Below are 24,896 nucleotides of genomic sequence, written 5' to 3' on the forward strand. Positions count from 1 at the left end.
GCTCGATCACCTGCTTCACCGCTTCGGCCTGGAACTCATCCGTGTACTGCTTGCTGTTGCCCATAAACACCTCGGTCATTGCCATCAATTATGGCAACCGGATGTCTACGAAAGGCTGGCCGGTCCACTTCAATCTGCAGCAGGTGATCGACCTGTTCGCCGGCAGCGGGCGCTATCACCGCAATGGCGAGGAGTTCTTCTCCACCAGCAGCTGGGTCCAGGTCCTGCTCGGACAAGGCATCGTGCCGCAGCGGGAACATCCCCTGCTGGCGGCCGTCCCCGCGCCGCAGATCCAGCAGTTCGTCGGTCGCGTCGCCCAGGTCCTGGACCACTGCGTGGCCGCGATGCCGCCGCACGAGCAGTTCATTGCGCGGACCTGCGCCGCACCGCCCCCGCGCGTCAGCTGAACCGGCCGGGGCTTCTGCACGCAGCACGCAGGGCGCGGCAGGCATCATGAGCGCCCGACCCAAAGCGGCAGGTGTGCGTCATGGCCAGCGATGAACCGAACGTCCCCGGCGTCGAGGACTACGAGGCCGCCGCCGGCGGCTGGGGCGCGCTGCGCGCGGTGGCCAAGGCGCTGAAGGATCAGATGGATGTGCCGCGCGAGACCTCGGCGCTGCGGCGGGTCAACCAGCCCGATGGCTTCGACTGTCCGGGCTGCGCCTGGCCCGATCCGGCGCACACCTCGTCCTTCGAGTTCTGTGAGAACGGGGCCAAGGCGGTCAGCTGGGAGGCCACCGCCAAGCGCGCGACCCCCGAGTTCTTCGCCCGGCACCGTGTCAGCGAGCTATGGGCGTGGAACGACCACCAGCTCGAGGACGCCGGTCGCCTGACCGAGCCGATGGTCTACGACCACCAGAGCGACCGCTACGTGCCGATCGGCTGGGACGAGGCGTTCGAGCGCATCGGTCGCGCGCTGCGTGCGCTGCCTTCGCCGGACATGGCCGAGTTCTATACCTCGGGGCGCGCGTCGAACGAGGCCGCGTTCCTGTACCAGCTGATGGTGCGCGAGTTCGGCACCAACAACTTCCCCGACTGCTCCAACATGTGCCACGAGGCCACCAGCGTGGGCCTGCCGCAGGCCATCGGCGTGGGCAAGGGCACGGTAACGCTGGAAGATTTCGATCACTGCGACGCGCTCTTCAGCTTCGGCCACAATCCGGGCACCAATCATCCGCGCATGCTCACCACGCTGCGGGCGCTGGCCAAGCGCGGCGTGCCGATCATCGCGGTCAATCCGCTCAAGGAGCGCGGCCTGGAGCGCTTCGTCTCGCCGCAGCATCCGACCGAGATGCTGACCAACCACGGCACGCAGATCGCCCAGGCCTACTACCAGGTCAAGGTCGGCGGCGACGCGGCCATGCTCAAGGGCATGATGAAGTGGCTGCTGCAGGCCGATGCGGACGACATCGCGGCCGGCGGCACGGGGCTGCTCGACCGCGCCTTCATCGGCGAACACACCGAGGGCTTCGAGGCGCTGCGCGCGGACATCGAGGCCACGCGCTGGGAGGATATCGTGCAGGCCTCGGGCCTGGCCCGCGCCGACATCGAGGCCGCGGCCCAGGTCTATGCCAAGGCCGAGCGCGTGATCCTGTGCTACGGCATGGGCATGACCCAGCACCTGCGCGGCACGCAGAACGTGCATCTGATGGCCGACCTGCTGCTCCTGCGCGGCAACATGGGCAAGCCCGGCGCGGGCATCGCGCCGATCCGCGGCCATTCCAACGTGCAGGGCGACCGCACGGTCGGCATCACCGAGAAACCCACCCAGGCGCTGCTCGACGGCATCCAGGCCAAGTACGGGTTCTCTTTCCCACTCAGCCATGGGAACGATGCGGTGGAGGCGATGAAGGCCATCCGCGACGGCCGCTCCAAGGCCTTCGTCGCGCTGGGCGGCAACCTGGCCGTGGCCATGCCCGATCCGCAGGCCTGCTTCGCCGCGATGCGTACGCTGGACCTGGCCGTGCATATCGCCACCAAGCCCAACCGCTCGCATCTGATCCCGGCCAGGGAGACCTTCCTGCTGCCGTGCCTGGGCCGCACCGAGCGCGACGAGCAGGCCGGCGGCCCGCAGTCGGTGACGGTGGAGGATTCGATGTCGATGGTGCATGCCTCGCAGGGCACGCTGACGCCGGCGTCGGAGCAGCTGCGCTCGGAGCCGGCGATCATCGCCGGCATGGCCCGTGCGCTGCTGCCGCACAGCAAGGTCGACTGGGCGTGGCTGGTCCAGGACTACGACCGCATCCGCGACGGGATCGAGGCGGTGTTCCCGATCTTCCGCGACTACACCCAGCGCATCCGCACCCCGGGCGGGTTCCGCCTGCCGGTCGGCGCCTCGGTGCGTGACTGGGGCGGGCCGGGCAGGAAGGCGCAGTTCCTGGTCGTGGAAGGGCTGGCCGAGGACGCGCCGGTGACGCAGCCAGGCCTGCTGACCCTGACGACGCTGCGCGCGCACGACCAGTACAACACCACGCTCTACGGACTGAGCGATCGCTACCGCGGCGTGCACGGGCGGCGCGACGTGGTGTTCCTCAACGCCGAAGACCTGGCCATGCTGGGGCTGGAGCAGGGCGATCTGATCGACGTGGCCTCGCGTCTGCCCGGCGCGAACGACGAGGACCACACCGTGCGCGGCTTCACCGCGGTGGCCTACGACATCCCGCGCGGCTGCGCGGCGATGTACTACCCGGAAGGCAATTGCCTGGTGCCGCTGGAGAGCTACGACCGGCAGTCCGGCACGCCGACCTACAAGTCCGTGCCGGTCAAGGTCAGCGCCGCGGCCTGAGGGCGGGTGCTGCGCACTGCCGGAGCGGCGCTCAGTCGAAGCGCCAGCCGCCGTCGGGATCGCGGGGATACACCTCCACGCGTGCGCCGGCGGGCAGCGCGTCGGCGTCGGGCGCCAGCGTCGCCCAGGCGTTGGCCTGCAGCAGCGAGGCGATGCGGAAGGACTCCTGGCCGGCCAGGACGCGCACGCGCAGCGTGCCGTCCCCGTCGTGGCTGACGCGCGCCTTGAGAAAGCCACGCAACGCCCCGCGCCCGCGCACCGGTTCGGCAAGGCGGGCCAGCAACGGCCGTTCGGGCGGTCTACCCAGCCAGTGCCGCAGCAGGGGCACGGCGAAGAAGCGAAATCCCAGCACGGTGGCGACCGGATTGCCCGGCAGCCCCAGCAGCAGCGGCCCCTGCGCCAGGCGCGCGGCCAGCAGCGGTTTGCCCGGGCGGATGGCCACGCCCTGGAACAGCAGCTGCGCACCGGCCTTGCCCAGCGCGGCCGGAACGAAGTCGTGTACGCCGGCCGAGACCGCGCCGGTGGTCAGCACCAGATCGGCCTCGACCGCGCCCTCGGCCAGCGCGGCGGCGAACTGCGCCGGGTCGTCGCCCAGGGTGCGGCAGGCCAGCACGCGCGCGCCGAGCTCGGCCAGCGCGGTCTGCAGGAAGGGGCCGTTGCTGGCGCGGATCTGGCCCTGCCGCAGCGGCGCGTCGGCATCGGCGACGAGTTCGTCGCCCGTGGACAGGATCGCCACGCGCGGCGCGCGCCCGACCTGGACCTGCCCGATCCCCGCCGCGGCCAGCAGCATCCGCAGCGTGGCATCGACCGGCGTGCCGGCCGTGGCGATCGGGTCGCCGGGCTGCAGGTCGCTGCCGGCGCGGCGGATGTGACGCGCCGGCTCCAGGTCTTCCAGGACGCGCATGCGCGCCGCGTCCAGGCGTTCGGTGCGCTCGTAGGGCACCACGCTGTCCGCGCCGGGCGGTAGCGCCGCGCCGGTCATGATCTCCCAGGCCGCGGCCGGCGCCTGCGGCGGCGCGTCGCCGGCGACCACGCGTCCGGCGATCGGCCACACGCTGCCGGCGACGATGGCCCGGCCATCGCTGCGCAGCGCGTAACCGTCCATGGCGGCGTTGTCGAACGGCGGCAGCGCCGCCTGCGCGCGCACCGCTTCGGCCAGCACGCGCCCGGCCGCCTGGTCGGTGGCGCAGGCTTCGGCCGGCAGCGCGCCGGCCGAGGCGATCAGCCGGGCCAGCGCGGCTTCGTAGGACAGCAGGCCTTGGCCCGCGCAGGGATCAGCCATGCCGCACCTCGCCGCGCCACCGCGCCAGGTCCTCGGGCGTGTTGGCGTTGTCCAGCACCTGCGCCGCCTGCGGCGCGAGCAGGCGCACGTCATCGGCGTCCAGTGCGCGGCGCAGACCGAAGTGTCCGCCCTCGATCTGGCGGCGCAGGCGCTGCAGCGCGGGCGGGGCCCAGAGCGCGCACAGCGGCTCGGGCAGGCCGTCGCCGGCGCTGCGGAAGGCCACCGCACTGTCGCCCGGGACGAAGGCCGCGGTCAGCCGCCGCAGCGTGGCCGCCTCGAGCCCCGGCAGGTCGCAGGCGATGACCAGCCACGCGGCCTGGGGCGCGGACGCATGCGCGGCGAGCAGGCCGGCGGCCGGGCCGATGTCGTGATGCCGATCGAGCAGCTGCGGGAAGCGCGCCCGAAGCGGGTCGTCCTGCTGGTCGGCGCGCACCGACACCAGACAGCGCTGTACCTGCGCCTGCAGCAGGGAGAAGGCGACCTCAAGCTGTGGCCGCGTCTCGTAGGCCAGGGCCGCCTTGTCGCGGCCCATACGCCGGCTCGCGCCGCCGGCCAGGACCAGGCCGTGCAGTGCGAGGGGGGCGTCGGTCGAGGCAGGCCGAGGCGTGGTCATCGCGACCGATGTTAGCGCCGGCCGCCCGGCGCGCCTGTGGCCCGTGCTTGTGTTCGCGATGTCGCTTCCACGCGCCGGCTCATGAGCGCATCACCATGCGATTGCGGCCGCCGGCCTTGGCGTCGTACAGGGCCAGGTCGGCCAGATGGATCAAGGTGGCCGGGCCTTCGTCCTCGCCCATGCGGCTCGGCCACAGCGCCACCGCGCCGACGCTGATGGTGACCACGCTGGCGCTGTAGCTCTCGGCGTGGGGAATCTTCAGCGCGCGCACGTTGCGGCACACGGCCTCGCCCATCGCGCGCAGGGCGTCGGCATCGCAGCCGGGCAGGACCAGGGCCAGCTCCTCGCCGCCATAGCGCGCGGCCAGATCGCCCTGTCGCCGCGCGCTCTGCTTGAGCACCTGCGCCACCCGCGTGAGGCAGACGTCGCCGGCCTGGTGGCCATAGGTGTCGTTGAAGTTCTTGAAGTGGTCCAGATCGGCCAGCAGCAGCCCCAGCGGCGTGCCCTCGCGGCGCGCGCGGGCCCATGCGTCGGCCAGCGTCTCGTCCAGGGCGCGGCGGTTGGCCAGGCCGGTCAGGGCGTCGGTGCGCACCAGCGTCTCGAGCTGGTCCTGCGCCGCCTGGCGCGCCAGCAGCTGGCGACGCAGCCACTCGCCCAGGCCGGCCAGCAGCACCACGGTGAACAGCGTCAGCAGCGCGTGGGTGCGCACCGAGCCGCGCCAGGCGGCCAGGGCCTCGTCCTCGGACAGCGCCGCCACGGCGATCAGCGGGAAGCCCTCGACGTGCTGGAAGCCGCTGATCCGCCGGGTGTGGTCCAACGGCGACACGTAGGCCAGCGAACCGGCCGGCGCGCCGCGCAGCCGCGCGAACAGGTCGCTGTGCGAGAAGTCCTGACCGACGGCATTGAGTTCGGGCGAGCGCGCGCAGACCAGCCCCGCATCGTCGAGCAGGGTGATGGCGCCATGTCGGCCGACGTCGAAGCCGCGGTAGTGCTCGGCGAAATACGCCGAGCGGATGCTCGCCAGCACCACGCCGGCGAACTGCCCGCGCGCATCGTTGTAGCGGCGGCTGACGGTGAGGATCCACTGGTTGTCCGAGCGGCTGCGCACCGGCGGGCCCACCCACGGCAAGGTGTCGTCCACCGCCTGGTGATGCTTGAAGTAGGCCCGGTCGGAGTTGTTCATGTTGGGCGGCAGGTGGTCTAGCGACGAGGCGATCCAGCGGCCCTGCGCGTCGTAGACGAACAGGCCATGGATGCGGCCCGAGCGCCGCGCCTCGTCGCGCAGATAGTCGTCCAGCCGGGCCAGGTCGCGCGGCGTGGCCCCCTCGATGCGCAGGTTCTCGACGATGCCGGACAGCACGCCGTCGGCCACCAGCATCGAATCCCCGGCGTGCTGGCTGACCGAACGCGCCAGGTTGCCCGCGTCCGAATAGATCTGTTCGGTCGCCTCGCGCCGGGTCTCCAGCCCATGCCAGTACTCGGCCCCGGCGAACAACAGGCAGACGGCCAGCACGAATCCGCGCAGCAACTCGGGCAGCCATCGCCGGCGTGGTGGGTCGGACATGCTCATTCCCGGTGGCCTCCCTCCCGGGCGCGCGCGGTGGTGTGACTGCGACTCACGCCGTCCCGGCGCCAACATCTTCCACCACGAATCTTGCCCCAGACCCGGCCGAGATGGGATGAAGGGCGCCCGACCCTCTAGCGCGCCAGCTGCTGGCGCAGCATGCCCAGCAAGGCCTGCCGGTTGTATGGCTTGGGCAGGAACCGGGCGTTGGTCGGGAAGTCGCGGAACGAGCCCTCGGCATGGCCGGAGGTCAGCACCACCGGGATCTGCGCATCCAGGTCGGCCACGCGCCGGGCCAGCTGGATGCCGTCCATGCCGCCGGGCATGTTGATGTCGCTGAAGACCAGATCGAAGGCGGCGCCGCTCTCCAGCAGCTGCAGCGCCTGGTTGCCGCCGTTGGCCTGCTTGACCTGATAGCCCTCGGCTTCGAGGATCAGGGCCGCGATCTCGCGCGCCCCCGCGTCATCCTCGACGATGAGGATCATTGGGATAGGAGCCATGTGACGCGGAAAACCTGAAGACCCGAGTAGACCGAATCATCGTCACAGCGCTGTGAAAGGGGGGTGACCTCGGCTAGGCTGGGGTCGTGCCCGCCGCAGCAGTTACGGCGGGAAGCGTTGCGGAGTTCCCATGCCAGCCTTTTCGCGAGACCACTACCGTCAGTTCGTCGAGCTGTCCGGCGACAGCATTTTCGAACTCGATGGCGGCGGCCGCGTGGTGTCAGTCAACCAGCGCGGGCTGGAGCTGCTGGAGGCCTACGGTCGTCACGACGTGGTCGGCCGGCACTGGCACGACCTGTGGACGCCGGCGATGCGGGCGATCGCCCGCGAGGCCGTGCGCCTGGCCTGCGTGGGCCAGCGCAACGAGTTCCAGGGCGCCGTCCAGACCCTGCGCGACCAGGAGCGGATCTGGTCGGTGATCGTCAGCCCGCTGGCCCTGGACCGCGGCCAGCCGGTGCTGCTGCTGGCCATGTGCCGCGACGTCACCGATCGCCTGCGCTCCGAACACGCGCTGCGCCTGATCAACGAGAGCCTGACCTCGCAGCTGCAGGGCGCCGAGCTGCGCGAGCTGGTGACCGCGCGCCACGCCGACTTCCTGGAATCCTCGCTCACCCAGACCCAGGAGCAGGCCGAGGCCGAGCGCCATGCCGCCGAGGCGCTGCGCGGGCAGGTGGACATCGCCGAGGCCGCGCGCAGCCTGGCCGAGCGCGCGCGCGATTCGGCCGAGCTGGCCTCGCTGCAGGCGCAGAAGGGCGAGGCGGTCGGCCAGCTGGTGGCCGGCATCGCCCACGACTTCAACAACATGCTGCAGACCGCGGTGGCGGCCATCAGCGTGGTCACCGACACGCCCGAGCAGCTCACCCCGCTGCAGCGCAAGCTGCTGGGGCGCGGGCAGGAGGCGCTGCACCATGCCTCGATGCTGGCGCGCCGGCTGCTGGCGTTCTCGCGCCGGCATCCGCCGCGCTTCGAGGCGCTGGACCTGCGCGAGGTGGCCACGTCCATGGCCGAGCTGATGCGCCAGTCGCTGGGCCCGGACATGGTGCTGGTGGTCGAGCCCGCGCCGCAGGCGTTGATCACCCAGGGCGATCCGCACGCCATCGGCCAGGCGGTGATGAACCTGTGCATCAACGCCCGCGACGCCTGCCAGAACCGCGGCCAGATCACCGTGTCGTTCTCGCACCAGTCCATCGCCAGCGATGGCGCCACGCCCTCGCGCGCCAGCGGCCAGTACGTGGTGCTGTCGGTGGCCGACACCGGCACGGGCATGGACCAGGCCACGCTGTCGCGGCTGTTCGAGCCCTACTTCACCACCAAGCCCGAGGGGCAGGGCACCGGCCTGGGCCTGGCGCAGGTCTATGCGCTGATGCGCCACAGCGGCGGCTTCATCGACGTGGACACCGCGCTGGGCCGCGGCACGGTGATGAGCCTGTGGTTTCCGCAGGCCGAGAGCGCCAGCGCGCACGCGCCGGTCGCGATCCACGCGGCCTGAGCGGGCCTGTAAAGCACGACGGCCGCTTGCGCGGCCGTCGTTGCTTGCAAAGGAGGCGGGACCCTTACTGCGCCTTGGGCACGCCGATCGCCTTGACGTCGTCGTCGCTCAGGCGGGTATTGGCATCGGCGCTGAGCAGGGCGTTGACGTCCTGCAGGTCGGCCGCGTCCAGCGTGCCGGCGGCGGCCTCCAGCAGCAGGCGGTTCTGCAGGAAGTTGTACTTGGCCAGCGAGTACTGCTCCTGCGCCGAGACCAGGTTGTTCTGGTTGGTCAGCACGTCCAGCACGGTGCGCGTGCCCACTTCCAGGCCGACCTGCGAGGCGTCGTAGGCGCTGCGCGCGGAGACCACCGCCGAACGGCGGGCCTCGATCTCGCTGATGCCGGCCTCCAGCACCTGGTAGGCGTTGCGCGTGTTGCGCACCACCGCGCGGCGCTGCTGTTCGAAGGCATCCTGGGCCGAATCGCGCTGGGCGACGGCCTGGCGCACCTGCGATTGCGTGGCGCCGCCGGAGAAGATCGGCACGTTCAGGGTCAGACCGATCGAGCGCGAGTCGTACTCGCCACGGCGCGAACCGTCCGTGCCGGTGTCCGAGTCGCCGCCCCAGTTGGCGCTGCGGCCGTAGCTGCCGCTCAGGCTCAGGGTCGGCAGGTGGCCGGCGCGCGCGGCGCTGATGCCGGAGTCGGCCGACTGCACCTGCAGCTGCAGCGACTTCAGCTGCGGATTCTGCGCCAGCGCGGTGTCGACCCAGCCATCGGCGCTGTACTGCGAGGGCAGCTGCGGCTTGAAGTCGTCCGGCAGGCCGCGCAGGTTGGTCACCGGCTGGCCGGTGATCTCGGTCAGGGCCTCGTAGGCGTCCTTGAGCGCGTTGCGCTGGGTGATGACCGTGGCGCGCGCGCTGTCGTAGGAGGCGCGGGCTTCGTGCACGTCGGTGATCGGGGCCAGGCCCACGTCCAGACGCTTCTGCGCGTAGTCGAACTGCTTCTGGAACGCGGCCTGCGCGGCCTCGGCCGAGGCCAGCGTCTCGATCGCGATCAGCACGTTGAAGTAGGCCGCCGAGGTGCGCGTGATCAGCGAGTCGTTGGCCGAATCCAGGTCGAAATCCGCCGCCTGGCTCAGCGCGCGCTGCGAGTTGACCCGGGCGTAGTCGCCGAAGTTGATCAGGCTCTGGTTCACCGTCACGGCGTAGTCGCGCGAGCGCGGGCTGTCGATCCACTCGCCGCCATGGGTGACCTTGGAGCTGGAGCGCCCGAGCGAGGCGGTGCCGTTGACCTGCGGCAGCAGCGTCGCGCGGGCCTGGACCACCCCTTCCTTCTGCGACAGGCGCGCGGCTTCGGCCTGGGCCAGGGTCGGGTCGCCGTTGCGGGCCATTTCATAGGTCTGCATCAGGTCGGTGGCCGAGGCGGCCGAGGGCAGCGCCAGCGCGACGGCGAGAACGAGGGGGAGACGGCTCATCGTGGGAGTTCCTTGAAAGTTTGTGCCAAGCGCTTAGAAGACGAACGCAGGGACCGGCGCGGCGCCGACCAGATAACCCAGCGCATCGGTCTCGAACAACGATTCGATGCGCGCGCCGCTGGTGTCGTTGTGCACCAGCACCGCTTCCATGGCCGGCGAGCGGCCGCGCACCACGAACAGGCATCCACCCGGACGCACCAGTTCCATGAAGCCCAGCGGCAGGGTGTCCACCGCGGCGGTGATGCAGACCGCGTCGAACTTGCGGTCGGTGGCCCAGGCCAGCGCGTCGGCGGTCTCGATGCGCACGTTGCTGCCCAGCCCCGCGGCCTGCAGGTTGGCCTGGGCGAAGGCGGCCAGCTCGGGGTGCAGCTCCAGGCTGACCACTTCGCGGCCCAGCGCGGCCAGGCAGGCGGTGAGAAAGCCGCTGCCGGTGCCGATTTCCAGCACATCCTCGCCGGGCTGCACGTCCAGCGCCTGCAGGACGCGGCCTTCGACCACCGGCTTCATCATGCGCTGGCCGTGGCCCAGCGGCAGTTCCAGATCGGCATAGGCCACCGCGCGGTGCGCCGGCGGCACGAAGGCCTCGCGCGGCAGGGTGGCCAGCGTGTCCAGGACGCGGGGTTCCAGCACGTCCCAGGGACGGATCTGCTGTTCCACCATGTTTTCGCGGGCTTGGGCGTAGTTGATCGTCATGGGCGTGCTCGGGGGGCGTGTCGGTGTACCGGGGCGGGCATTCTAGCGGCGCGCGGCACGGCAGGCGTGCTGAGCATCGCCGCCGCACCCGGGGTGGACGCAGTGCCGGAAGTCACCGGACCGGAAGTCATGGCCGGGCCGTGGCGGCTCGGGTTCAGCGGCGGGCATAGGCGCGCAGGAACATGTCCACCGTGTTATCCAGGTGACGGTCGATCTCGCCCGCTTCCAGCCGACCCAGCAGGCCGCACATCATGCGGCCGTAGATTTCGCCCATGAGCAGGGTGAAGAACTGGCGGGCGGCCACGTCGATGTCCTCGATGTCCAGGTACCCCTGCGCGACCTGTTCGCGCAGCAGCCCGGCGAAGATGTCGTGGGTGCGCTTGGGGCCGGACTCCCAGAAGATCTGGCGCAGGTGCTCGTCGGCCTGGGTGCTGGCCAGCAGCATGCGGTGGGTATTGATCGCCTGCTCACTGGTGACCATGGCGAAGAAGCCTTCGGCGATCTGCCGCAGCTGCGCGCGCACACCGACATCGCCCTGCACCTTGAAAGTGGCATCGGGCAGCAGCTCTTCGCACAGGTTGCGGATCGCCTCGGAGAACAGCGACTCCTTGTCGCCGAAATGGCTGTAGACGGTCAGCTTGGACACGCCGGCCTCGGCCGCGATGCGATCCATGCTGACGCCGGCGAAGCCCTCGCGCGCGAACAGCGCCTTGGCCGCCTCGAGGATCGCCGCGCGCTTGGCCAGGTCCTTGGGACGGCCCGGGCCTGACGGCGTCGTGCTGCGGGAGGAGTCGGAAGACACGGGGAGCGGAGCCTGCGGGACCATCGCGCAATACTAGACTAGACGGTTCGATATTTACAGTCCGGGCGCGCCGTTGCGGGCGCGCCCGTCATCGTTGCGTCAGCTTGCCCGACTGCCCCGGGGGCCGGCGGGACCGGCCCCCGGGACGGGGATCAGGCGCGCAGGCCGGCCGGCTGGCGTTCGAGCTGGGCCAGCACGGCCTCGGTCGCCTGCGCGGTGCTCAGCGCCTGGCCGGGGCCGGCCAGGTCGGCGGTGAAGGCGCGCGCGTCCAGGGCGGCGTCCACGGCCTGCTCGATGCGCTGGGCCTCGGCTTCCAGCCCGAGCGAATGGCGCAGCAGCAGTGCGGCCGAGAGGATGGTGGCGTAGGGGTTGGCGATGCCCTTGCCGGCGATGTCCGGGGCCGAGCCATGGATCGGCTCGTACAGGCCGACCCGGCTCTGGCCGAGCGAGGCCGACGGCAGCAGGCCCAGCGAGCCGGCCAGCATCGAGGCCTCGTCTGTGAGGATGTCGCCGAACATGTTCTCGGTGACGATCACGTCGTACTCGCGCGGCTTGGACAGCAGGTGCATGGCCATCGAATCGACCAGCTGGTGCTCCAGGGCGATGTCCGGGAACTCCTCGCGGCCGACCCGCGCGGCCACCTCGCGCCACAGGCGCGAGGTCTCCAGCACGTTGGCCTTGTCCACCGAGGTGACCTTGCCGCGGCGCGCGCGGGCCAGGCCGAAGGCGCTGCGCAGCACCCGCTCCACCTCGGCCACCGAATAGCTGCACAGATCGCTGGCCGCTTCGGCGGTGCGGGTCTTGTCGCCGAAATAGATGCCGCCGGTCAGCTCGCGCACCACCACGATGTCCACGCCGGCCAGCAGGTGCGGCTTGATCGGCGAGGCGTCCAGCGCGGCCGGGTGCGGCCGCACCGGGCGCAGGTTGGCGAACAGGCCTAGCGCCTTGCGGATCGCCAGCAGGCCCTGCTCGGGCCGGATCTTGGCGTTGGGGTCGGACCACTTGGGCCCGCCGACCGCGCCCAGCAGCACCGCGTCGGCCTGCTGGCAGGCGAGGGTGGTGGCCTCGGGCAGCGGCACCCCGTGGCGGTCGATGGCGATCCCGCCGATGTCGTGCTCGGCGAAGCTGAAGTCATGGCCGTGCTGTTGGGCCACGGCCTTGAGGACGGCGACGGCCGCGGCGGCCACTTCCGGGCCGATGCCGTCGCCGGGCAGGACGACGATGTCAGCGTGCATGGGCGGCCTCGTAGCGGGCGATGTCGGGGACGCGGGCCAGCAGATAGCCCAGCTGGTCGACGCCTTCGAGCAGGCAGGTCTGCGAGAAGCCGTCCAGCGGGAACGCATAGACGCGCCCGTCCGGCGTGCGCAGCTCGCGCGCGGCCACATCGATGGTCAGCTCGTCGTCGGGACGCTCCATCAGCGTCTGCACGTCGGCCTCGGCCAGTACCACCGGCAGCAGGCCGTTCTTGAGGCTGTTGCCGCGGAAGATGTCGGCGATCTCGCTGGACACCACGGCCTGCAGGCCTAAGTCGGTCAGCGCCCAGGGCGCGTGCTCGCGCGAGGAGCCGCAGCCGAAGTTGCGCCCGGCCAGCAGGATCGAACGCCCGGCGTTGTGCGGCTGGTTGAAGGCGAAGTCCGGGTTGGGCGTGCCGTCGGCCTTCCAGCGCCAGTCGTTGAAGGCGTTGCGACCCAGGCCGGCGCGCTCGGTGGTGGACAAGAAGCGCGCCGGAATGATCTGGTCGGTGTCGATGTTGGTCGAACGCAGCACGACGGCCCTGGAGGTGATGGTGCGGATACCTGCCATCACGCGGCCTCCTCGCTGCCGCCCAGCGCGAAATCGGCCGGCACGTCGGTGACCTCGGCGGCGGGCAGCGCCTCGGGCGCGGGCGCGTCCTGGCGCGGGCGCAGCGGCGTGTCGCGCACGCTGCGGGCCAGCGCGCTGGCCACCGTGGCGGTGAAGGCCACGTGCGCGGCCTGGTTGGATTCGGGACTGGGCATCAGGCCACTTCCTTGGATTCGGTTGCTGCGAACAGATCACGCACATCGCTGACGCGGCCGTTGACCGCGGCCCAGGCCGCGCTCAGCGGCGAGGCGAGCAGGGTACGCGAGCCGGGGCCCTGGCGGCCCTCGAAATTGCGGTTGGAGGTGGACACGGCCAGCTCGCCCGGCGCCACCAGATCGCCGTTCATGGCGATGCACATCGAGCAGCCCGGCTCGCGCCACTGCGCGCCGGCGGCGCGCACGATGGCGTCGATGCCCTCGGCCTCGGCCTGGCGCTTGACGATCTCCGAGCCCGGCACCACCAGCATGCGCACGCCCTCGGCGACCTTGCGCCCGGCCAGCACGCGGGCGACCTCGCGCATGTCGCGCAGGCGGCCGTTGGTGCACGAGCCGACGAACACCACGTCGACCTTGGCGCCTTCCACGCGCTCGCCCGCATGGAAGCCCATGTAGTCCAGGCCCTTCTGCGCGGCCGCGTCGTTGGCGGCGGGGATGGCCGCATCGACCGCGATCGCAGTGCCCGGGTGCGTGCCCCAGGTCAGGGTCGGGCGGATGTCGGCCGCGTCGATCACCACTTCGGCATCGAAACGCGCGCCCGCATCGCTGCGCAGGGTCTTCCAGTAGGCGACCGCGGCGTCGAAGTCGGCGCCCTTGGGCCCACGCGTGGTCTCCGCGACATAGTCGAAGGTGATCTGGTCGGGCGCGACCATGCCGGCGCGCGCGCCGGCCTCGATGGACATGTTGCACAGGGTCATGCGCTGCTCCATGTCCATCGCCTCGATGGTCGAGCCGCGGAACTCCAGCACATGGCCGGTGCCGCCGTTGACCCCGATCACCCCGATGATGTGCAGCACCACATCCTTGGCGCCCACGCCCGGGGCCAGCGGCCCGTAGACCGTGATCGACATGGTCCGCGGCTTGCGCTGCAGCAGGCACTGGGTGGCCAGCACGTGGCCGACCTCGCTGGTGCCGATGCCGAAGGCCAGCGCGCCGAAGGCGCCGTGCGTGGAGGTGTGGCTGTCGCCGCAGACGATGGTCATGCCGGGCTGGGTGAAGCCCTGCTCGGGGGCGATGACGTGGACGATGCCGCGGTTGGCCGAGGCCATGTCGAACAGCTCGATGCCGTACTGCGCGCAGTTGGCTTCCAGCGTCTGCACCTGCTTCTCGGCCGCGGCGGTGTAGTAGGGCAGCCGACCATCGGCGCCGGCCGGCAGGGTCGGCGTGGAATGGTCCATCGTGGCCTTGGTCCGGTCCGGGCGACGCGGCGCCAGGCCGCGCGCGCGCAGCTCGGTGAAGGCCTGCGGCGAGGTGACCTCGTGGATCAGGTGCAGGTCGATGTACAGCACCGCCGGGGCGGTGTCGCTTTCGGGGACCACGACATGCGCGTCCCACAGCTTGTCGAACAACGTACGGGGGGCGGAACTCATTGCGGATGGCCTTGCGTTGAATGCGGGGTCGGGGAGCGGCGCGCGCTGAAGCGCAGGCGCACGTAATCGGCATGCCACTGGCCGGCGGCATCGCACAGCGCCGGGCGCAGCAGCGCCTCGGTGTCGGCCAGCACGCGGCTGCGGGTGTCGGCGTTAAGGCCGCTCAGGAAGGGATCGGCGAAGGTCTGCAGCCAGCCGGTGATGCCGGTGGGCAGCGGCGTCGGGCGCGGGATCAGCGCGATCTGCACGACCTCGAAGCCATGCTGCGCCAGCCGCGCGGCGTATTCCTCGGCCGTGGGGAAGAACCAGGCGAAGGCCGGCGCGCCGGCGCCGTTGGCCTGCAGCGCCGCGCGCAGCGCGGTGGTGATCGCCGCCACGTTGCCATGGCCGCCGAACTCGGCGACGAAGCGCCCGCCGGGCTTGAGCGCGCGCCGCACGCCGGCCAGCACCGCGTCGGGCTGGCGCATCCAGTGCAGCGCGGCGTTGCTGAAGACCGCATCGAAGTCGCCCTCGAAGGTCAGGGCGTGCCCGTCCATCACGCGCGCATCGATGCCGCGTTCGACCGCAGCGGCGACCAGCTCGGGCGAGGCATCCACACCCACCACGTCCGCACCGGCCTGGACCAGCTGCGCGGTCAGTACGCCGTCGCCGCAGCCCAGATCGAGGATGCGCTCGCCGGGCCGGGCATCGAGCAGCGCCGACACCGAGGCGCCCAGCGCCGGGACGAAGCCTGCGTTGCGCGCGTAGCGGGCCGCATCCCAGGCCTGGCCTGCCGCGGCAGCGGCGGGGTGCGTCGCCGGGTTCATGCCGCGGCGGCTTCGCTCGGCGCCGGGGCGTGCTGGCGCTGGCGCAGCAGGCGGTTGGCCACGTCCAGCCAGGCCAGCGCGCTGGCCTCGATGATGTCCTTGGACGTGCCGGTGCCTTCGTATTCCAGGCCGTCGGCGCGGACCGACAGGCTGGCCTCGCCGCGCGCGTCGGCACCGATGCCCACGCTGTGCACCTGGTAGCTGTCCAGCTCCAGCTTGACGCCGGTGGCGGCCGAGAGCGCGCCGAACAGCGCGTCGACCGGGCCATTGCCCTGCGCGGTCTCGGCCACGCGGTTGCCTTCCGGATCGGACAGTTCGACCAGCGCGTTGGCGCGGCCGCCGACATCGGAGATGGTCATCGAGGCCAGGCGATAGCCGTCGCTGACCGCGGCGTCCTGCATCAGCATCTGCAGGTCGGCATCGCCGACCACGCGCTGGCGCTCGCACAGGCCCTTGAACTGCTCGAACACCAGCTTCAGCTCGTCCTCTTCCAGCAGATAGCCCAGCGCGCGCAGGCGCGCATCGACCGCGGCGCGGCCGCTGTGGCGGCCCAGCACCATCTGCGTGTCCGGCCAGCCCACGTCCTGCGGCCGCATGATCTCGTAGGTGCCGCGGTGGCGCAGCATGCCGTGCTGGTGGATGCCCGACTCGTGGGCGAAGGCATTGGTGCCGACCACCGCCTTGTTGCGCTGGACCGGCATGCCGATCAGGCGCTGCAGCAACTGCGAGGTCGGCACGATGCGCGGGGTCTGGATGCCGGTGTCCAAGCCGTAGAAGGCGTTGCGGACCTTCAGCGCCATGGCGATCTCCTCGATGGCGCAGTTGCCCGCGCGCTCGCCGATGCCGTTGATGCTGCCCTCGATCTGGCGCGCGCCGGCCTCGGCGGCGGCCAGCGAGTTGGCCACCGCCAGGCCCAGGTCGTTGTGGCAGTGCGCGCTGAAGATCACCTTGTCGGCACCGTTGATGTCGGCCGCGCCGGCGATCACCCGGCGGAACATGTCGCCGATCTCCTCCGGGGTGGTGAAGCCGACGGTATCGGGCAGGTTGATGGTCCGCGCGCCGGCGGCGATGGCGGTGCGGGCGACCTCGATCAGGTAGTCGATCTCGGTGCGGGTGGCATCCTCGGCGGAGAACTCCACGTCATCGACATAGCCGCGCGCCAGGGTCACGTGCCGGTGCACCGACTCGAGCACCTGCTCCTTGCTCATGCGCAGCTTGTGCTCGCGGTGCAGCGGGCTGGTGGACAAAAAGACGTGCAGGCGCGGGTTGGCGGCCGCTTCCAGCGCGCGGGCGGAAATCTCGATGTCGCCGGCCAGGCAGCGCGACAGCACCGCCAGGGTCGGCGTGCGCACTTCGCGGCCGATCAGGGCCATGGCCTGGCGGTCGGATTCGGAGCTGGCCGGGAAGCCGGTCTCGATGATGTCCACGCCCAGCTCGGCCAGGGCGCGGGCCATGACCACCTTCTGCTGCGGGGACATGCTGCAGCCCGGGGACTGCTCGCCATCGCGCAGGGTGGTGTCGAAAATTCGGACGGTGTCGGTGGATACGGCGGTGTTCATACGAAGGGATCCTCTACGGCGACGGCCGTGCGGATGGCCGTGGGACGGCGCGGGGTCTGGAAGGCAATGCGGCGTGCGGCGCGGCGCGCGGGGCGCGGCGCCAACGGGACGGAAAGGGCGAGGGCGAGGATCATGCCGCCACCCCGGTCACGGCCGCGGCCGGCGGGTCGATGCAGATGGCGACCGACTCGCAGTCGTACACCTTCTCCAACTGATGGCGCAGCGTCTCCATCGGACGGGTGCCCTCGATGTGCATGCCCAGCTCCCAGCGGCCATCGGCGCGCGGCACGGCATGCACCGCGCGCGGGGCGAAGCCGCGGCGCTCGACCATGCCGATCACGCGCACCAGGGCGCCCTCGGCCGGGCTCACGATCAGATCAAGCCGGTATTGCATGGGACTTGGGCTCCGGTGCGGCTTTGGCAGGGTTGGATTCCAGCATCGAGCTGTTGGCGTGGTTCGGCGGCACCAGCGGCCAGACGTTGGCCTTGATGTCGATGCTCACGTGCAGCAGCGCCGGGCCGGGCGTGGCCAGCAGCTCGGCCAGGGCGTCGTCGACCTGCTCGCGCGCGGCGATGTGCCTGGCCGGGATGCCGAACACGCGGGCCAGTGCCGCGAAGTCCGGATTGTCGGACAGGTCGATCTCGCTATAGCGCTCGGCGAAGAACAGCTCCTGCCACTGGCGCACCATGCCCAGCGCGGAGTTGTCCAGCAGCACGATCTTCACCGGCAGCTTGCAGCGCGCGATGGTGACCAGCTCCTGCACGTTCATCATGAAGCCGCCGTCGCCGTTGACCAGCACGACGGTCCGCTCCGGGCAGGCGAACTGCGCGCCCATCGCCGCCGGCAGGCCGAAGCCCATCGTGCCCAGCGCGCCGCTGGTCAGATGGTGGCGCGGATGGTTGAACTTGCAGTGCTGCGCCACCCACATCTGGTGCTGGCCGACATCGCTGGTGATGATCGCGTCGGCCGGGGCGACCTCGCTCAGCCGCTTCAGCAGCGCCGGGGCGTAGATGTCCGTGCCCGGGGCGTCGTAGCGGAAGCCGAAGCGCTCGCGGTTGGCCGCGCACTTGGCCTTCCACGCGTAGCAGGCGCTGCGCGCGCCGCTCAGCGCGCGCAGGCCGCTGGCCAGATCGCCGGGGATGGCGATGTCGGCCGTGCGCAGCTTGGAGATCTCGTAGGCGTCGGCGTCCAGGTGGATGACGCGGGCGAACGGGGCGAACTCGGCCAGCTTGCCGGTGGCACGGTCATCGAAGCGCGCGCCGACCACGATCAGCAGATCGCTTTCCTGCACGGCCATGTTGGCCGCGCGGGTGCCGTGCATGCCCAGCATGCCCAGGTAGTTGCCGTGGTTGGCCGGCAGTGCGCCCAGGCCGCGCAGGGTCAGCACGGTCGGGATGCCGCTGGCCTCGACGAACTGGCGGAACGCCTCGACCGCATTGCCCAGCGCGATGCCACCACCGCCGTAGACCACCGGCTTCTCGGCGTCGGCGATGGCCGCCAGCGCCTCGGCGATGGCCGCTTCGGCCGGCGCCGGGGCCGGCGCGACCGCCGCCGGCACGTGATCGGGCAGGTGCGAGGCGTCGTTGATCTGCACGTCCTTGGGCAGGTCGATCAGGACCGGACCAGGGCGGCCCTCACGGGCGATGCGGAAGGCCTCGGCGAACACCCGCGGCAGATCCTCGACCCGACGCACCAGGAAGCTGTGCTTGACGATCGGCATGGTCATGCCGAACACGTCCAGCTCCTGGAAGGCATCGGTGCCGATCAACGGCGTGGCGACCTGGCCGGTCAGGCACACCATCGGCACCGAATCGAGCATCGCATCGGCGATGCCGGTGATCAGGTTCGACGCGCCCGGGCCGGAGGTGGCCACGCACACGCCGACCTTGCCGGAGGCGCGTGCGTAGCCGTTGGCCGCTAGCGCCGCGCCCTGCTCGTGGCGCACCAGGATGTGCTTGAGCGCCGAGTCCACCAGCGCGTCGTAGAACGGCATGATGGTCCCGCCGGGATAGCCGAAGATCGTGTCCACGCCCTCGGTTTCCAGGGCGTGGGCGATCCAGCGGGCGCCATTGCGTGGGGCAGTGGCGGTCGGTGCGTTCATGCGGCGGCGGCCTGTGGTTGCGCTGCGGGCTTGGGGGCGTTGTCAGCCAGCCACACCATCTTGGCGCGCAGCTGCTTGCCGACCACTTCGATCGGGTGCTCCAGATCGGCCTGCTTGAACTTCTTGTAGTTCGGCAGGCCCGCTTCGTACTCGGCTACCCAGTTCTTGGTGAAGGTGCCGTCCTGGATGTCGGTCAGGACCTCCTTCATGCGCGCCTTGGTCGAGGCATCGATCACGCGCGGGCCGCTGACGTAGTCGCCGTACTGCGCGGTCTCGGAAATGAACTCCAGCATGCGGGTAATGCCGCCTTCGTAGAACAGGTCCACGATCAGCTTCAGCTCGTGCAGCACTTCGTAGTAGGCGATCTCGGGCTGGTAGCCGGCTTCCACCAGCGTCTCGAAGCCGGCCTGCACCAGCGAGGACGCGCCGCCGCACAGCACGGCCTGCTCGCCGAACAGATCGGTCTCGGTCTCTTCCTTGAAGGTGGTCTTGATGATGTTGGCGCGCGCGCCGCCCAGGCCGGCGGCGTAGGCCAGCGCGTACTGCTCGGCCTTGCCCGACTTATCCTGGTAAACCGCGTAGATGCACGGTACGCCGCGGCCGATCTCGTATTCGCGGCGCACCAGCGCGCCCGGGCCCTTGGGCGCGACCAGGACCACGTCCAGGTCCTCGCGCGGGGCGATCATGCCGAAGTGCACGTTCAGGCCGTGGGCGAACAGCAGCACCGCGCCTTGCTTCATGTTCGGCGCCAGCACCTCGTTGTACAGCTGCTTCTGCACCATGTCCGGGGTCAGCACGGCGACCAGGTCGGCGTCCTTGACCGCCTCGGCCGGCGACTTGACCAGGAAGCCGTCGGCCTTGGCCCGGCCTTCCGTCGGGCCGCCCGGGCGCAGGCCGACCGTCACATCGAAGCCCGACTCGCGCAGGTTCATCGCATGGGCGCGGCCCTGGCTGCCGTAGCCGACGATGGCGATGGTGGGCTGGGGGAGGTTGGAGGTCGAAGCGGTCATGGGCGGCGTTCCTGTCTGGCTGAAAGTTGGGGTTGAAACTTTTGAAGGGGCTGAAAGCACGAAACCCCGCACTTCGCAGTGCGGGGTTTCGTCAGGGTTTCGTGTGCTTGCTGCTTACACGACCGTCCGTCCCGCACCGTGAGGCGAGTGAATAAGTACGAGCACGAGGAGCGAGGCCGCGGCGTGCGCGGTCTGCTGGGCGGTCGTGATCGGACGGAAGGCGTTCATCAGGCCGGCAGAAAACCACGCCCGGCGCGGGGCTGTCAAGCGCGGATTTCGTTGCGCTAGAAACCGTGCCGCAGCACCGGCGGGCCTTACCGCTCCCGCTCGCGCTCCAGCCACTGCGCGATGGCCCGGCGGTCGCGCTGCAGGCGGCGCTGCTGGTCCTGGTACTCCTGGTCCAACGCCCGGTACAGCGCGACGATCACCAGCACCATCAGCAGGGCGAAGGGCAGGGCGGCCACGGTGATCATCGCCTGCAGCGCCTCCAGGCCGCCGACCAGCAGCAAGGTCGCGGCGATCAGGGCGATGGCCGAGCCCCAGACGATCTTGCGCGACAGCGGCGGGTCCTGCGCCTTGTCGTAGGACATGCTGGCCAGCACCAGTACGGCCGAATCGGCCGAGGTGACGAAGAAGATCGACAGCAGCAGCAGCGCTAGGCCGGACAGCAGCCAGGACAGCGGCAGGCTGTCGAACATCGCGAACAGGACCGTCTCGTAGCCCTGCGCCAGCGCCGCGGCCAGATCGACATGGCCGAACAGCTGCGCCCACAGCGCCGCGCCGCCGAAGGTGGAGAACCACAGGAAGCCCAGCAGGCTCGGCGCCAGCACCACGCCGAACACGAACTCGCGGATGCGCCGGCCGTAGGACACCCGCGCGATGAACGCGCCCACGAACGGCGCCCAGGCGATCCACCAGGCCCAGTAGAAGATCGTCCAGGTCGCCACCCAGGTCGAACGCGAGAAAGGCGACATGCGCAGGCTCATGTTGACCAGGCTTTGAGATAGCTGCCCAGGGTGGTGGTGAAGGTGTCGAAGATGAAGCTGGTCGGCCCCAGCACCAGCACGAAGGCCAGCAGCAGCGCGGCCAGGCCGACGTTGAAGTTGGACAGCCATTTGATGCCGCGCTCCACACCGGTGACGCTGGAGGCCATGTACAGCACGAAGGACACCGCGATGACGGTTAGCTGCACCGGCGCGGAGGCGTGGATGCCGAACACCCGCTCCAGGCCCGCGGCGATCTGGATGGTGCCGAAGCCCAGCGTGGTGGCCACGCCGATGGTGGTGGCCACCACCGCGGCGATATTGACCGCGTGGCCGATCCAGCCCTCATGCCGGCGGCCGAGCACCGGTTCGAGCAGGTCGCTGATCAGCCCACGTCCGCCGCGGTTGAACTGGAACCAGGCCATCGCCAGGCCGATCAGCGCGTACACCGACCACGGATGCAGGCCCCAGTGGAAGAAGGCGTAGCGCATCGCCGCGCGCGCGGCGTCCATGCTGCGCGGCTGCAGCCCCTCGGGCGGGGTGATGAAATGCGACAGCGGCTCGGCCGCGCCCCAGAACACCAGGCCGATGCCCATGCCCGCGGCGAACAGCATCGACAGCCAGCTGGCGTTGGAGAACTGCGGCTGCGCATCCTCGCCGCCGATGCGCAGGTCGGCGAAGCGGCCTACGCACAGGAACAGCAGGAACACCAGCGCGGCGAACACCACCAGCAGATACAGCGAGCCGGCCGCGCCGATGGTCTGCTTCAGCGCCGCCTGCATCACCGCATTGAACGCATCGGGCGCGACGCCGGCGGCGAGCACCAGCGCGATGACGATGAACAGCGAAATCCTGTAGACCACGGCCAGCTCCGTTCTTGCGGCGCGCCCAGCGGTCGCCGCTAAAAGCGGTGCACGGTACAGCCGCGGCGGTGATCGGCACGTGGCGACGCACTGCACCGTGCATCGCAGGCGCCGCATCGGCCCGATTGGCGCGTCTCACGCTCAAGCACAGGCCTCAGCGCAGGCAACCCCCCTCCGTCATTCCCGCGAAAGCGGGACCTTTGCAAAACTCCCCTCGGCTGCGTTCGGGTGGTACTCATCGGCTGACTGCGCCGATCTAGGTCAAAGCCAAAAGCAAAAGCACCCCACCCCAACCCTCCCCTTCGCCTTCGGCGAAAGGGAGGGGGCCAAGCCCAGTAGGCGGTGGCACAGCAAGCAACCTACTGCCCCCTCCCTTGCGCGCAGCGCAGGGGAGGGCTGGGGAGGGGTCGGGGCTTTCCCGATCAATTGGCCAGCCACCAAGGCGCAATCGTCGTTCCCGATCAGCGATGTTTTGCAAAGGTCCCGCGAAAGCGGGAATCCATGGACGTCGCGCCCTCGCATGGGCGCCAGCCACCTCGCGCCCTCTAAACCACGACGAAAGCCTTCTCCCAGCGTCGCTTAGCGCGCCCCATCCCCGATATGCGCATCCAGGAAGGCCTGCAGCTGATTGAAGAAGGCGATCGAATTGGCCTCGTTGTAGAAGCCATGGCCCTCGTTGGGCACCGCCATCCACTGCGGCGGATGGCCGGCGGCGGTGAGCGCGGCGCGCATCGCCTTGGCCTGGGCGAAGGGCGCACGCTCGTCGTCCTCGCCATGCGCCAGCAGCACCGGCACGGTGATCTTGCCGGCCAGGGTGACCGGCGAGTTGGAGGCCAGCTCGGCCGCATCGCGCCCGATCACCCGCTGCAGGTAGTGACGGCCCGAATCGGTGCGCTTGATGTCGCCCTTGCTGTACATCATGTCCAGGTCGTAGATGCCGGCCAGGCCGACCGCGCACTGGAACATCCCGGGCGCGCGCGCCACCGTCATCATCGCCGAGTAGCCGCCGAAGCTGCCGCCGTAGACGCATACGCGCTTGGGATCGGCCATGCCCTGGGCGATGGCCCAGCGCACGCCGTCGAGCAGATCGTCCTGGATGCGCGTGCCCCACTTCAGATAACCGGCCTCCATGAAGGCCGCGCCGCGCCCGCCGCTGCCGCGATAGTTGACCTGCAGCACCAGGTAGCCGCGGCTGGCCAGGAACTGCGCGTGGGTATCGAACTCCCAGTCGTCGCGGATGCCGTGCGGGCCGCCGTGCGGCAGCAGCACCATCGGCAGCGCCTTGGGATCGCGCACGCCCGCGGGCACGGTGACGATCGCCTCCAGGGACAGGCCGTCGCTGGCGGTGAAGCGCTGCACGCGCCGCTCGCCCATCCGCGCCGGGTCGATGCCCTCGCGCGGGGTCAGCAGGCGGCGCAGCTTGTTGTCGCTGCGGTTGAGCAGATACCACGCGCCCGGGTCGCGGTCGCTGTCGATGAACAGCAGCACGACCTGGCCGTCCTGGCTCTGGTTGATGAAGTCCACATGCTTGCCCGGCAGCGCCGTGGTCAGCGCCTGATGCAGCTGCGCGTCGGGCGAGTCGGTGTCGAAATAGATGAAGCGGCTCGGCCCGCGCCCGGCCTGCGCGGCGAACGGCACCGATGGCGCATGGGTCCACTGCAGATCGCTGACGCTGGCGAAGCTGTCGCGCGCCCGGACCTGCAGGTTGCCGCCCTGGGCGTCGCTGCGCACCAGTTCGGCCGGTCCGCCCTTGCGGCTGCGCAAGGCATAGAGCTGACGATCGTCGGGGCTGAAGGCGAACGGCTGCCACAGCTCGGCCTCGCTGGTGGGCATGGGCAGCCACGCGCCGTCGTCGCCGGCGCGATACAGCAGCGGCTTGTCGTCATCGTCGGTGCCGATGGCGAAGCGCGGCTTGCCGGTGTGGTCGAGCACGAAGTCCAGGTCCGGCACGCCGATGTCGGCGATCAGGCGGAAGGTGACCTTCTCGGTGTCCACGTCGTAGAGCATCGAGCGCCGCGCTTCGAGCGAGAGTTGGCGCAGGTAGAAATGGCCGTTGGGGATCTCCGGCACGCCCTCGATGTAGCCGAAGCCGCGGTCCAGCGTCGACCTGGCCGCGCGCTGCTCGTAGCCGTAGATGTACTTCTGCCCGCTGCCGTCGAAATTGCTGGCGATGACCTCGCCGTTGGGCCGCGGCTTCTCCAGGGTGCCGACCTTGCGGCCCTTGGCGATCACCAGCCGCGTGTTACTGACCCATTGCACCTGGGTGGCCAGCTCATAGCGCGGGAACTTCAGCAGCGCCGTCTGCACCATGTCCGACAGCCGGTACACCGCCAGCGCCGACATGCCATGGTCCAGATCGACCGAGGCCGCCAGATACTTGCCGTCCGGCGATAGCATCGGGCCGGACAGCTTGCTCGCCTGCGCGAACGCCTCCACCGGCACCGGCACCGGCACCTCCGCCCCGGCCTGCGCACACGCACAGGCCACCACCGCGGCCACCATGGCCCGCTTCCATGCCTTCATCGTCGCCCCTTGTCGTGTTGTCGCCCATGCCGGGCGTCTATCCCCGCCAAAACGATAGCGCAAAGCCGCAGGCGCGTGAATGCGGCGGCGCCCGCTCGGGCAGGGTGTTGTCGTCGGCGTACCAGGCCGGGGAACTCGACTTCGCCAACCAGCCTCGACTCGGCCGGGCGCGGCTTCTCGGTTAGGTTCGCCATCCATGGCAGACTCGCTGCCGCGGGCCACCCCTGCTCCCTCCCCGCGCGCCCGGCCGCGTCGAGGCGCTGCAAGCGCGTGAGGTGTGAGGCAGCGGGCCGGCGGGTGGGGGCCGCGCCCAGCGAGGCAGGAAGCCGAGCGCCCGAATCAGGCCGGGATGCCCTGATTGAGGGGAAAGCGGCCCCCCGCCCGCCGGACCGATACCCCTCCGAAGCCGCAAGGCGTCCCACTCGGGCACTTGAAGAAAGTA

20 protein-coding genes and 1 pseudogene are annotated in these 24,896 nt (G+C 70.5%); 3 read left to right on the plus strand and 18 right to left on the minus strand.

From position 1 onward, the window contains the following. Both EAT51_RS08580 and EAT51_RS08585 read left to right on the plus strand, forming a co-directional pair. On the plus strand, positions 1-407 hold a 407-nt coding region (locus tag EAT51_RS08580; RefSeq protein WP_205965167.1), incomplete at its 5' end, for a tryptophan 7-halogenase. An 80-nt stretch (positions 408-487) separates the two neighbouring features. After that, positions 488-2,785 (plus strand): FdhF/YdeP family oxidoreductase, encoded by a 2,298-nt coding sequence (locus EAT51_RS08585; RefSeq protein WP_130516971.1) that lies wholly within the window; start codon positions 488-490, stop codon positions 2,783-2,785. A gap of 31 nt (positions 2,786-2,816) precedes the next feature. Here EAT51_RS08585 and EAT51_RS08590 read toward each other — a convergent pair whose 3' ends face one another. The 4 genes from EAT51_RS08590 to EAT51_RS08605 form a co-directional block, all read right to left on the minus strand. Continuing rightward, positions 2,817-4,067 carry a molybdopterin molybdotransferase MoeA gene (locus EAT51_RS08590; protein WP_228257863.1) on the minus strand — a complete coding sequence of 417 codons (1,251 nt, stop codon included), beginning with the start codon at positions 4,065-4,067 and terminating at the stop codon, positions 2,817-2,819. Beyond that, positions 4,060-4,680 carry an NTP transferase domain-containing protein gene (locus EAT51_RS08595; RefSeq protein WP_130516973.1) on the minus strand — a complete coding sequence of 207 codons (621 nt, stop codon included), beginning with the start codon at positions 4,678-4,680 and terminating at the stop codon, positions 4,060-4,062. Before EAT51_RS08595 ends, EAT51_RS08590 begins: the two co-directional genes overlap by 8 nt. Before the next feature lie 79 nt (positions 4,681-4,759). Next, positions 4,760-6,244 (minus strand): GGDEF domain-containing protein, encoded by a 1,485-nt coding sequence (locus EAT51_RS08600; RefSeq protein ID WP_165394634.1) that lies wholly within the window; start codon positions 6,242-6,244, stop codon positions 4,760-4,762. A gap of 134 nt (positions 6,245-6,378) precedes the next feature. Further along, positions 6,379-6,744 (minus strand): response regulator, encoded by a 366-nt coding sequence (locus EAT51_RS08605; protein ID WP_130561519.1) that lies wholly within the window; start codon positions 6,742-6,744, stop codon positions 6,379-6,381. Positions 6,745-6,874: 130 nt separating this feature from the next. Here EAT51_RS08605 and EAT51_RS08610 point away from each other — a divergent pair, with 130 nt between their 5' ends. After that, the gene (locus tag EAT51_RS08610) at positions 6,875-8,233 is read left to right on the plus strand and encodes a PAS domain-containing sensor histidine kinase (RefSeq protein WP_130516979.1); all 1,359 of its coding nucleotides are present in this window, start codon (positions 6,875-6,877) and stop codon (positions 8,231-8,233) included. 64 nt (positions 8,234-8,297) lie between these two features. Here EAT51_RS08610 and EAT51_RS08615 read toward each other — a convergent pair whose 3' ends face one another. The 14 genes and pseudogenes from EAT51_RS08615 to EAT51_RS08680 form a co-directional block, all read right to left on the minus strand. Beyond that, positions 8,298-9,686 carry a TolC family outer membrane protein gene (locus tag EAT51_RS08615; RefSeq protein WP_130516981.1) on the minus strand — a complete coding sequence of 463 codons (1,389 nt, stop codon included), beginning with the start codon at positions 9,684-9,686 and terminating at the stop codon, positions 8,298-8,300. A 33-nt stretch (positions 9,687-9,719) separates the two neighbouring features. Next, on the minus strand, positions 9,720-10,379 hold the full coding sequence (locus tag EAT51_RS08620; protein WP_130554000.1) for a protein-L-isoaspartate O-methyltransferase family protein: 660 nt from the start codon (positions 10,377-10,379) through the stop codon (positions 9,720-9,722). 154 nt (positions 10,380-10,533) lie between these two features. Then, a complete protein-coding gene (locus EAT51_RS08625) occupies positions 10,534-11,205 on the minus strand; it encodes a TetR/AcrR family transcriptional regulator (RefSeq protein WP_130561520.1) in 672 nt (223 codons plus the stop codon). Between the two features lie 128 nt (positions 11,206-11,333). After that, positions 11,334-12,416, minus strand: coding sequence for a 3-isopropylmalate dehydrogenase (gene leuB / locus EAT51_RS08630; protein WP_130554002.1), 1,083 nt, complete (start codon positions 12,414-12,416; stop codon positions 11,334-11,336). After that, entirely contained in the window at positions 12,406-12,984 is a 579-nt protein-coding gene (gene leuD, locus EAT51_RS08635; RefSeq protein WP_130554003.1) for a 3-isopropylmalate dehydratase small subunit, read from the minus strand. The genes leuB and leuD overlap by 11 nt, the downstream gene beginning before the upstream one ends. Beyond that, positions 12,984-13,178, minus strand: a complete 195-nt coding sequence (locus EAT51_RS08640) for a hypothetical protein (protein ID WP_130528374.1) — start codon at positions 13,176-13,178, stop codon at positions 12,984-12,986. The genes leuD and EAT51_RS08640 overlap by 1 nt, the downstream gene beginning before the upstream one ends. Beyond that, positions 13,178-14,608 carry a 3-isopropylmalate dehydratase large subunit gene (leuC, locus tag EAT51_RS08645; RefSeq protein ID WP_130561521.1) on the minus strand — a complete coding sequence of 477 codons (1,431 nt, stop codon included), beginning with the start codon at positions 14,606-14,608 and terminating at the stop codon, positions 13,178-13,180. The genes EAT51_RS08640 and leuC overlap by 1 nt, the downstream gene beginning before the upstream one ends. Next, the gene (locus EAT51_RS08650) at positions 14,605-15,414 is read right to left on the minus strand and encodes a class I SAM-dependent methyltransferase (RefSeq protein WP_130554005.1); all 810 of its coding nucleotides are present in this window, start codon (positions 15,412-15,414) and stop codon (positions 14,605-14,607) included. Before EAT51_RS08650 ends, leuC begins: the two co-directional genes overlap by 4 nt. Beyond that, positions 15,411-16,973, minus strand: coding sequence for a 2-isopropylmalate synthase (locus EAT51_RS08655; protein ID WP_130554006.1), 1,563 nt, complete (start codon positions 16,971-16,973; stop codon positions 15,411-15,413). The genes EAT51_RS08650 and EAT51_RS08655 overlap by 4 nt, the downstream gene beginning before the upstream one ends. Positions 16,974-17,103: 130 nt before the next feature. Beyond that, entirely contained in the window at positions 17,104-17,367 is a 264-nt protein-coding gene (locus EAT51_RS08660) for an ACT domain-containing protein (RefSeq protein WP_130516998.1), read from the minus strand. Further along, a complete protein-coding gene (gene ilvG, locus EAT51_RS08665; RefSeq protein ID WP_130554007.1) occupies positions 17,351-19,075 on the minus strand; it encodes an acetolactate synthase 2 catalytic subunit in 1,725 nt (574 codons plus the stop codon). The genes EAT51_RS08660 and ilvG overlap by 17 nt, the downstream gene beginning before the upstream one ends. Further along, positions 19,072-20,085: a ketol-acid reductoisomerase gene (ilvC, locus tag EAT51_RS08670; RefSeq protein ID WP_130554008.1), complete on the minus strand. Its 1,014-nt coding sequence runs from the start codon at positions 20,083-20,085 to the stop codon at positions 19,072-19,074. The genes ilvG and ilvC overlap by 4 nt, the downstream gene beginning before the upstream one ends. A gap of 314 nt (positions 20,086-20,399) precedes the next feature. After that, positions 20,400-21,931: pseudogene (locus EAT51_RS20865) on the minus strand (BCCT family transporter). A gap of 579 nt (positions 21,932-22,510) precedes the next feature. Then, on the minus strand, positions 22,511-24,454 hold the full coding sequence (locus tag EAT51_RS08680) for an alpha/beta hydrolase family protein (protein WP_130517006.1): 1,944 nt from the start codon (positions 24,452-24,454) through the stop codon (positions 22,511-22,513). Between the last annotated feature and the right edge of the window lie 442 nt (positions 24,455-24,896).

It is taken from the genome of Pseudoxanthomonas winnipegensis (assembly GCF_004283755.1).
GTDB lineage: Bacteria > Pseudomonadota > Gammaproteobacteria > Xanthomonadales > Xanthomonadaceae > Pseudoxanthomonas_A > Pseudoxanthomonas_A winnipegensis.

What these genes read in the sequence shown, in the direction of transcription:
- EAT51_RS08585 (WP_130516971.1), top strand. Translation starts at nt 488, where the DNA reads ATGGCCAGCGATGAACCGAACGTCCCCGGCGTCGAGGACTACGAGGCC.
- EAT51_RS08590 (WP_228257863.1), bottom strand. Translation starts at nt 4,067, where the DNA reads ATGGCTGATCCCTGCGCGGGCCAAGGCCTGCTGTCCTACGAAGCCGCG.
- EAT51_RS08595 (WP_130516973.1), bottom strand. Translation starts at nt 4,680, where the DNA reads ATGACCACGCCTCGGCCTGCCTCGACCGACGCCCCCCTCGCACTGCAC.
- EAT51_RS08600 (WP_165394634.1), bottom strand. Translation starts at nt 6,244, where the DNA reads ATGTCCGACCCACCACGCCGGCGATGGCTGCCCGAGTTGCTGCGCGGA.
- EAT51_RS08605 (WP_130561519.1), bottom strand. Translation starts at nt 6,744, where the DNA reads ATGGCTCCTATCCCAATGATCCTCATCGTCGAGGATGACGCGGGGGCG.
- EAT51_RS08610 (WP_130516979.1), top strand. Translation starts at nt 6,875, where the DNA reads ATGCCAGCCTTTTCGCGAGACCACTACCGTCAGTTCGTCGAGCTGTCC.
- EAT51_RS08615 (WP_130516981.1), bottom strand. Translation starts at nt 9,686, where the DNA reads ATGAGCCGTCTCCCCCTCGTTCTCGCCGTCGCGCTGGCGCTGCCCTCG.
- EAT51_RS08620 (WP_130554000.1), bottom strand. Translation starts at nt 10,379, where the DNA reads ATGACGATCAACTACGCCCAAGCCCGCGAAAACATGGTGGAACAGCAG.
- EAT51_RS08625 (WP_130561520.1), bottom strand. Translation starts at nt 11,205, where the DNA reads ATGGTCCCGCAGGCTCCGCTCCCCGTGTCTTCCGACTCCTCCCGCAGC.
- leuB (WP_130554002.1), bottom strand. Translation starts at nt 12,416, where the DNA reads ATGCACGCTGACATCGTCGTCCTGCCCGGCGACGGCATCGGCCCGGAA.
- leuD (WP_130554003.1), bottom strand. Translation starts at nt 12,984, where the DNA reads ATGGCAGGTATCCGCACCATCACCTCCAGGGCCGTCGTGCTGCGTTCG.
- EAT51_RS08640 (WP_130528374.1), bottom strand. Translation starts at nt 13,178, where the DNA reads ATGCCCAGTCCCGAATCCAACCAGGCCGCGCACGTGGCCTTCACCGCC.
- leuC (WP_130561521.1), bottom strand. Translation starts at nt 14,608, where the DNA reads ATGAGTTCCGCCCCCCGTACGTTGTTCGACAAGCTGTGGGACGCGCAT.
- EAT51_RS08650 (WP_130554005.1), bottom strand. Translation starts at nt 15,414, where the DNA reads ATGAACCCGGCGACGCACCCCGCCGCTGCCGCGGCAGGCCAGGCCTGG.
- EAT51_RS08655 (WP_130554006.1), bottom strand. Translation starts at nt 16,973, where the DNA reads ATGAACACCGCCGTATCCACCGACACCGTCCGAATTTTCGACACCACC.
- EAT51_RS08660 (WP_130516998.1), bottom strand. Translation starts at nt 17,367, where the DNA reads ATGCAATACCGGCTTGATCTGATCGTGAGCCCGGCCGAGGGCGCCCTG.
- ilvG (WP_130554007.1), bottom strand. Translation starts at nt 19,075, where the DNA reads ATGAACGCACCGACCGCCACTGCCCCACGCAATGGCGCCCGCTGGATC.
- ilvC (WP_130554008.1), bottom strand. Translation starts at nt 20,085, where the DNA reads ATGACCGCTTCGACCTCCAACCTCCCCCAGCCCACCATCGCCATCGTC.
- EAT51_RS08680 (WP_130517006.1), bottom strand. Translation starts at nt 24,454, where the DNA reads ATGAAGGCATGGAAGCGGGCCATGGTGGCCGCGGTGGTGGCCTGTGCG.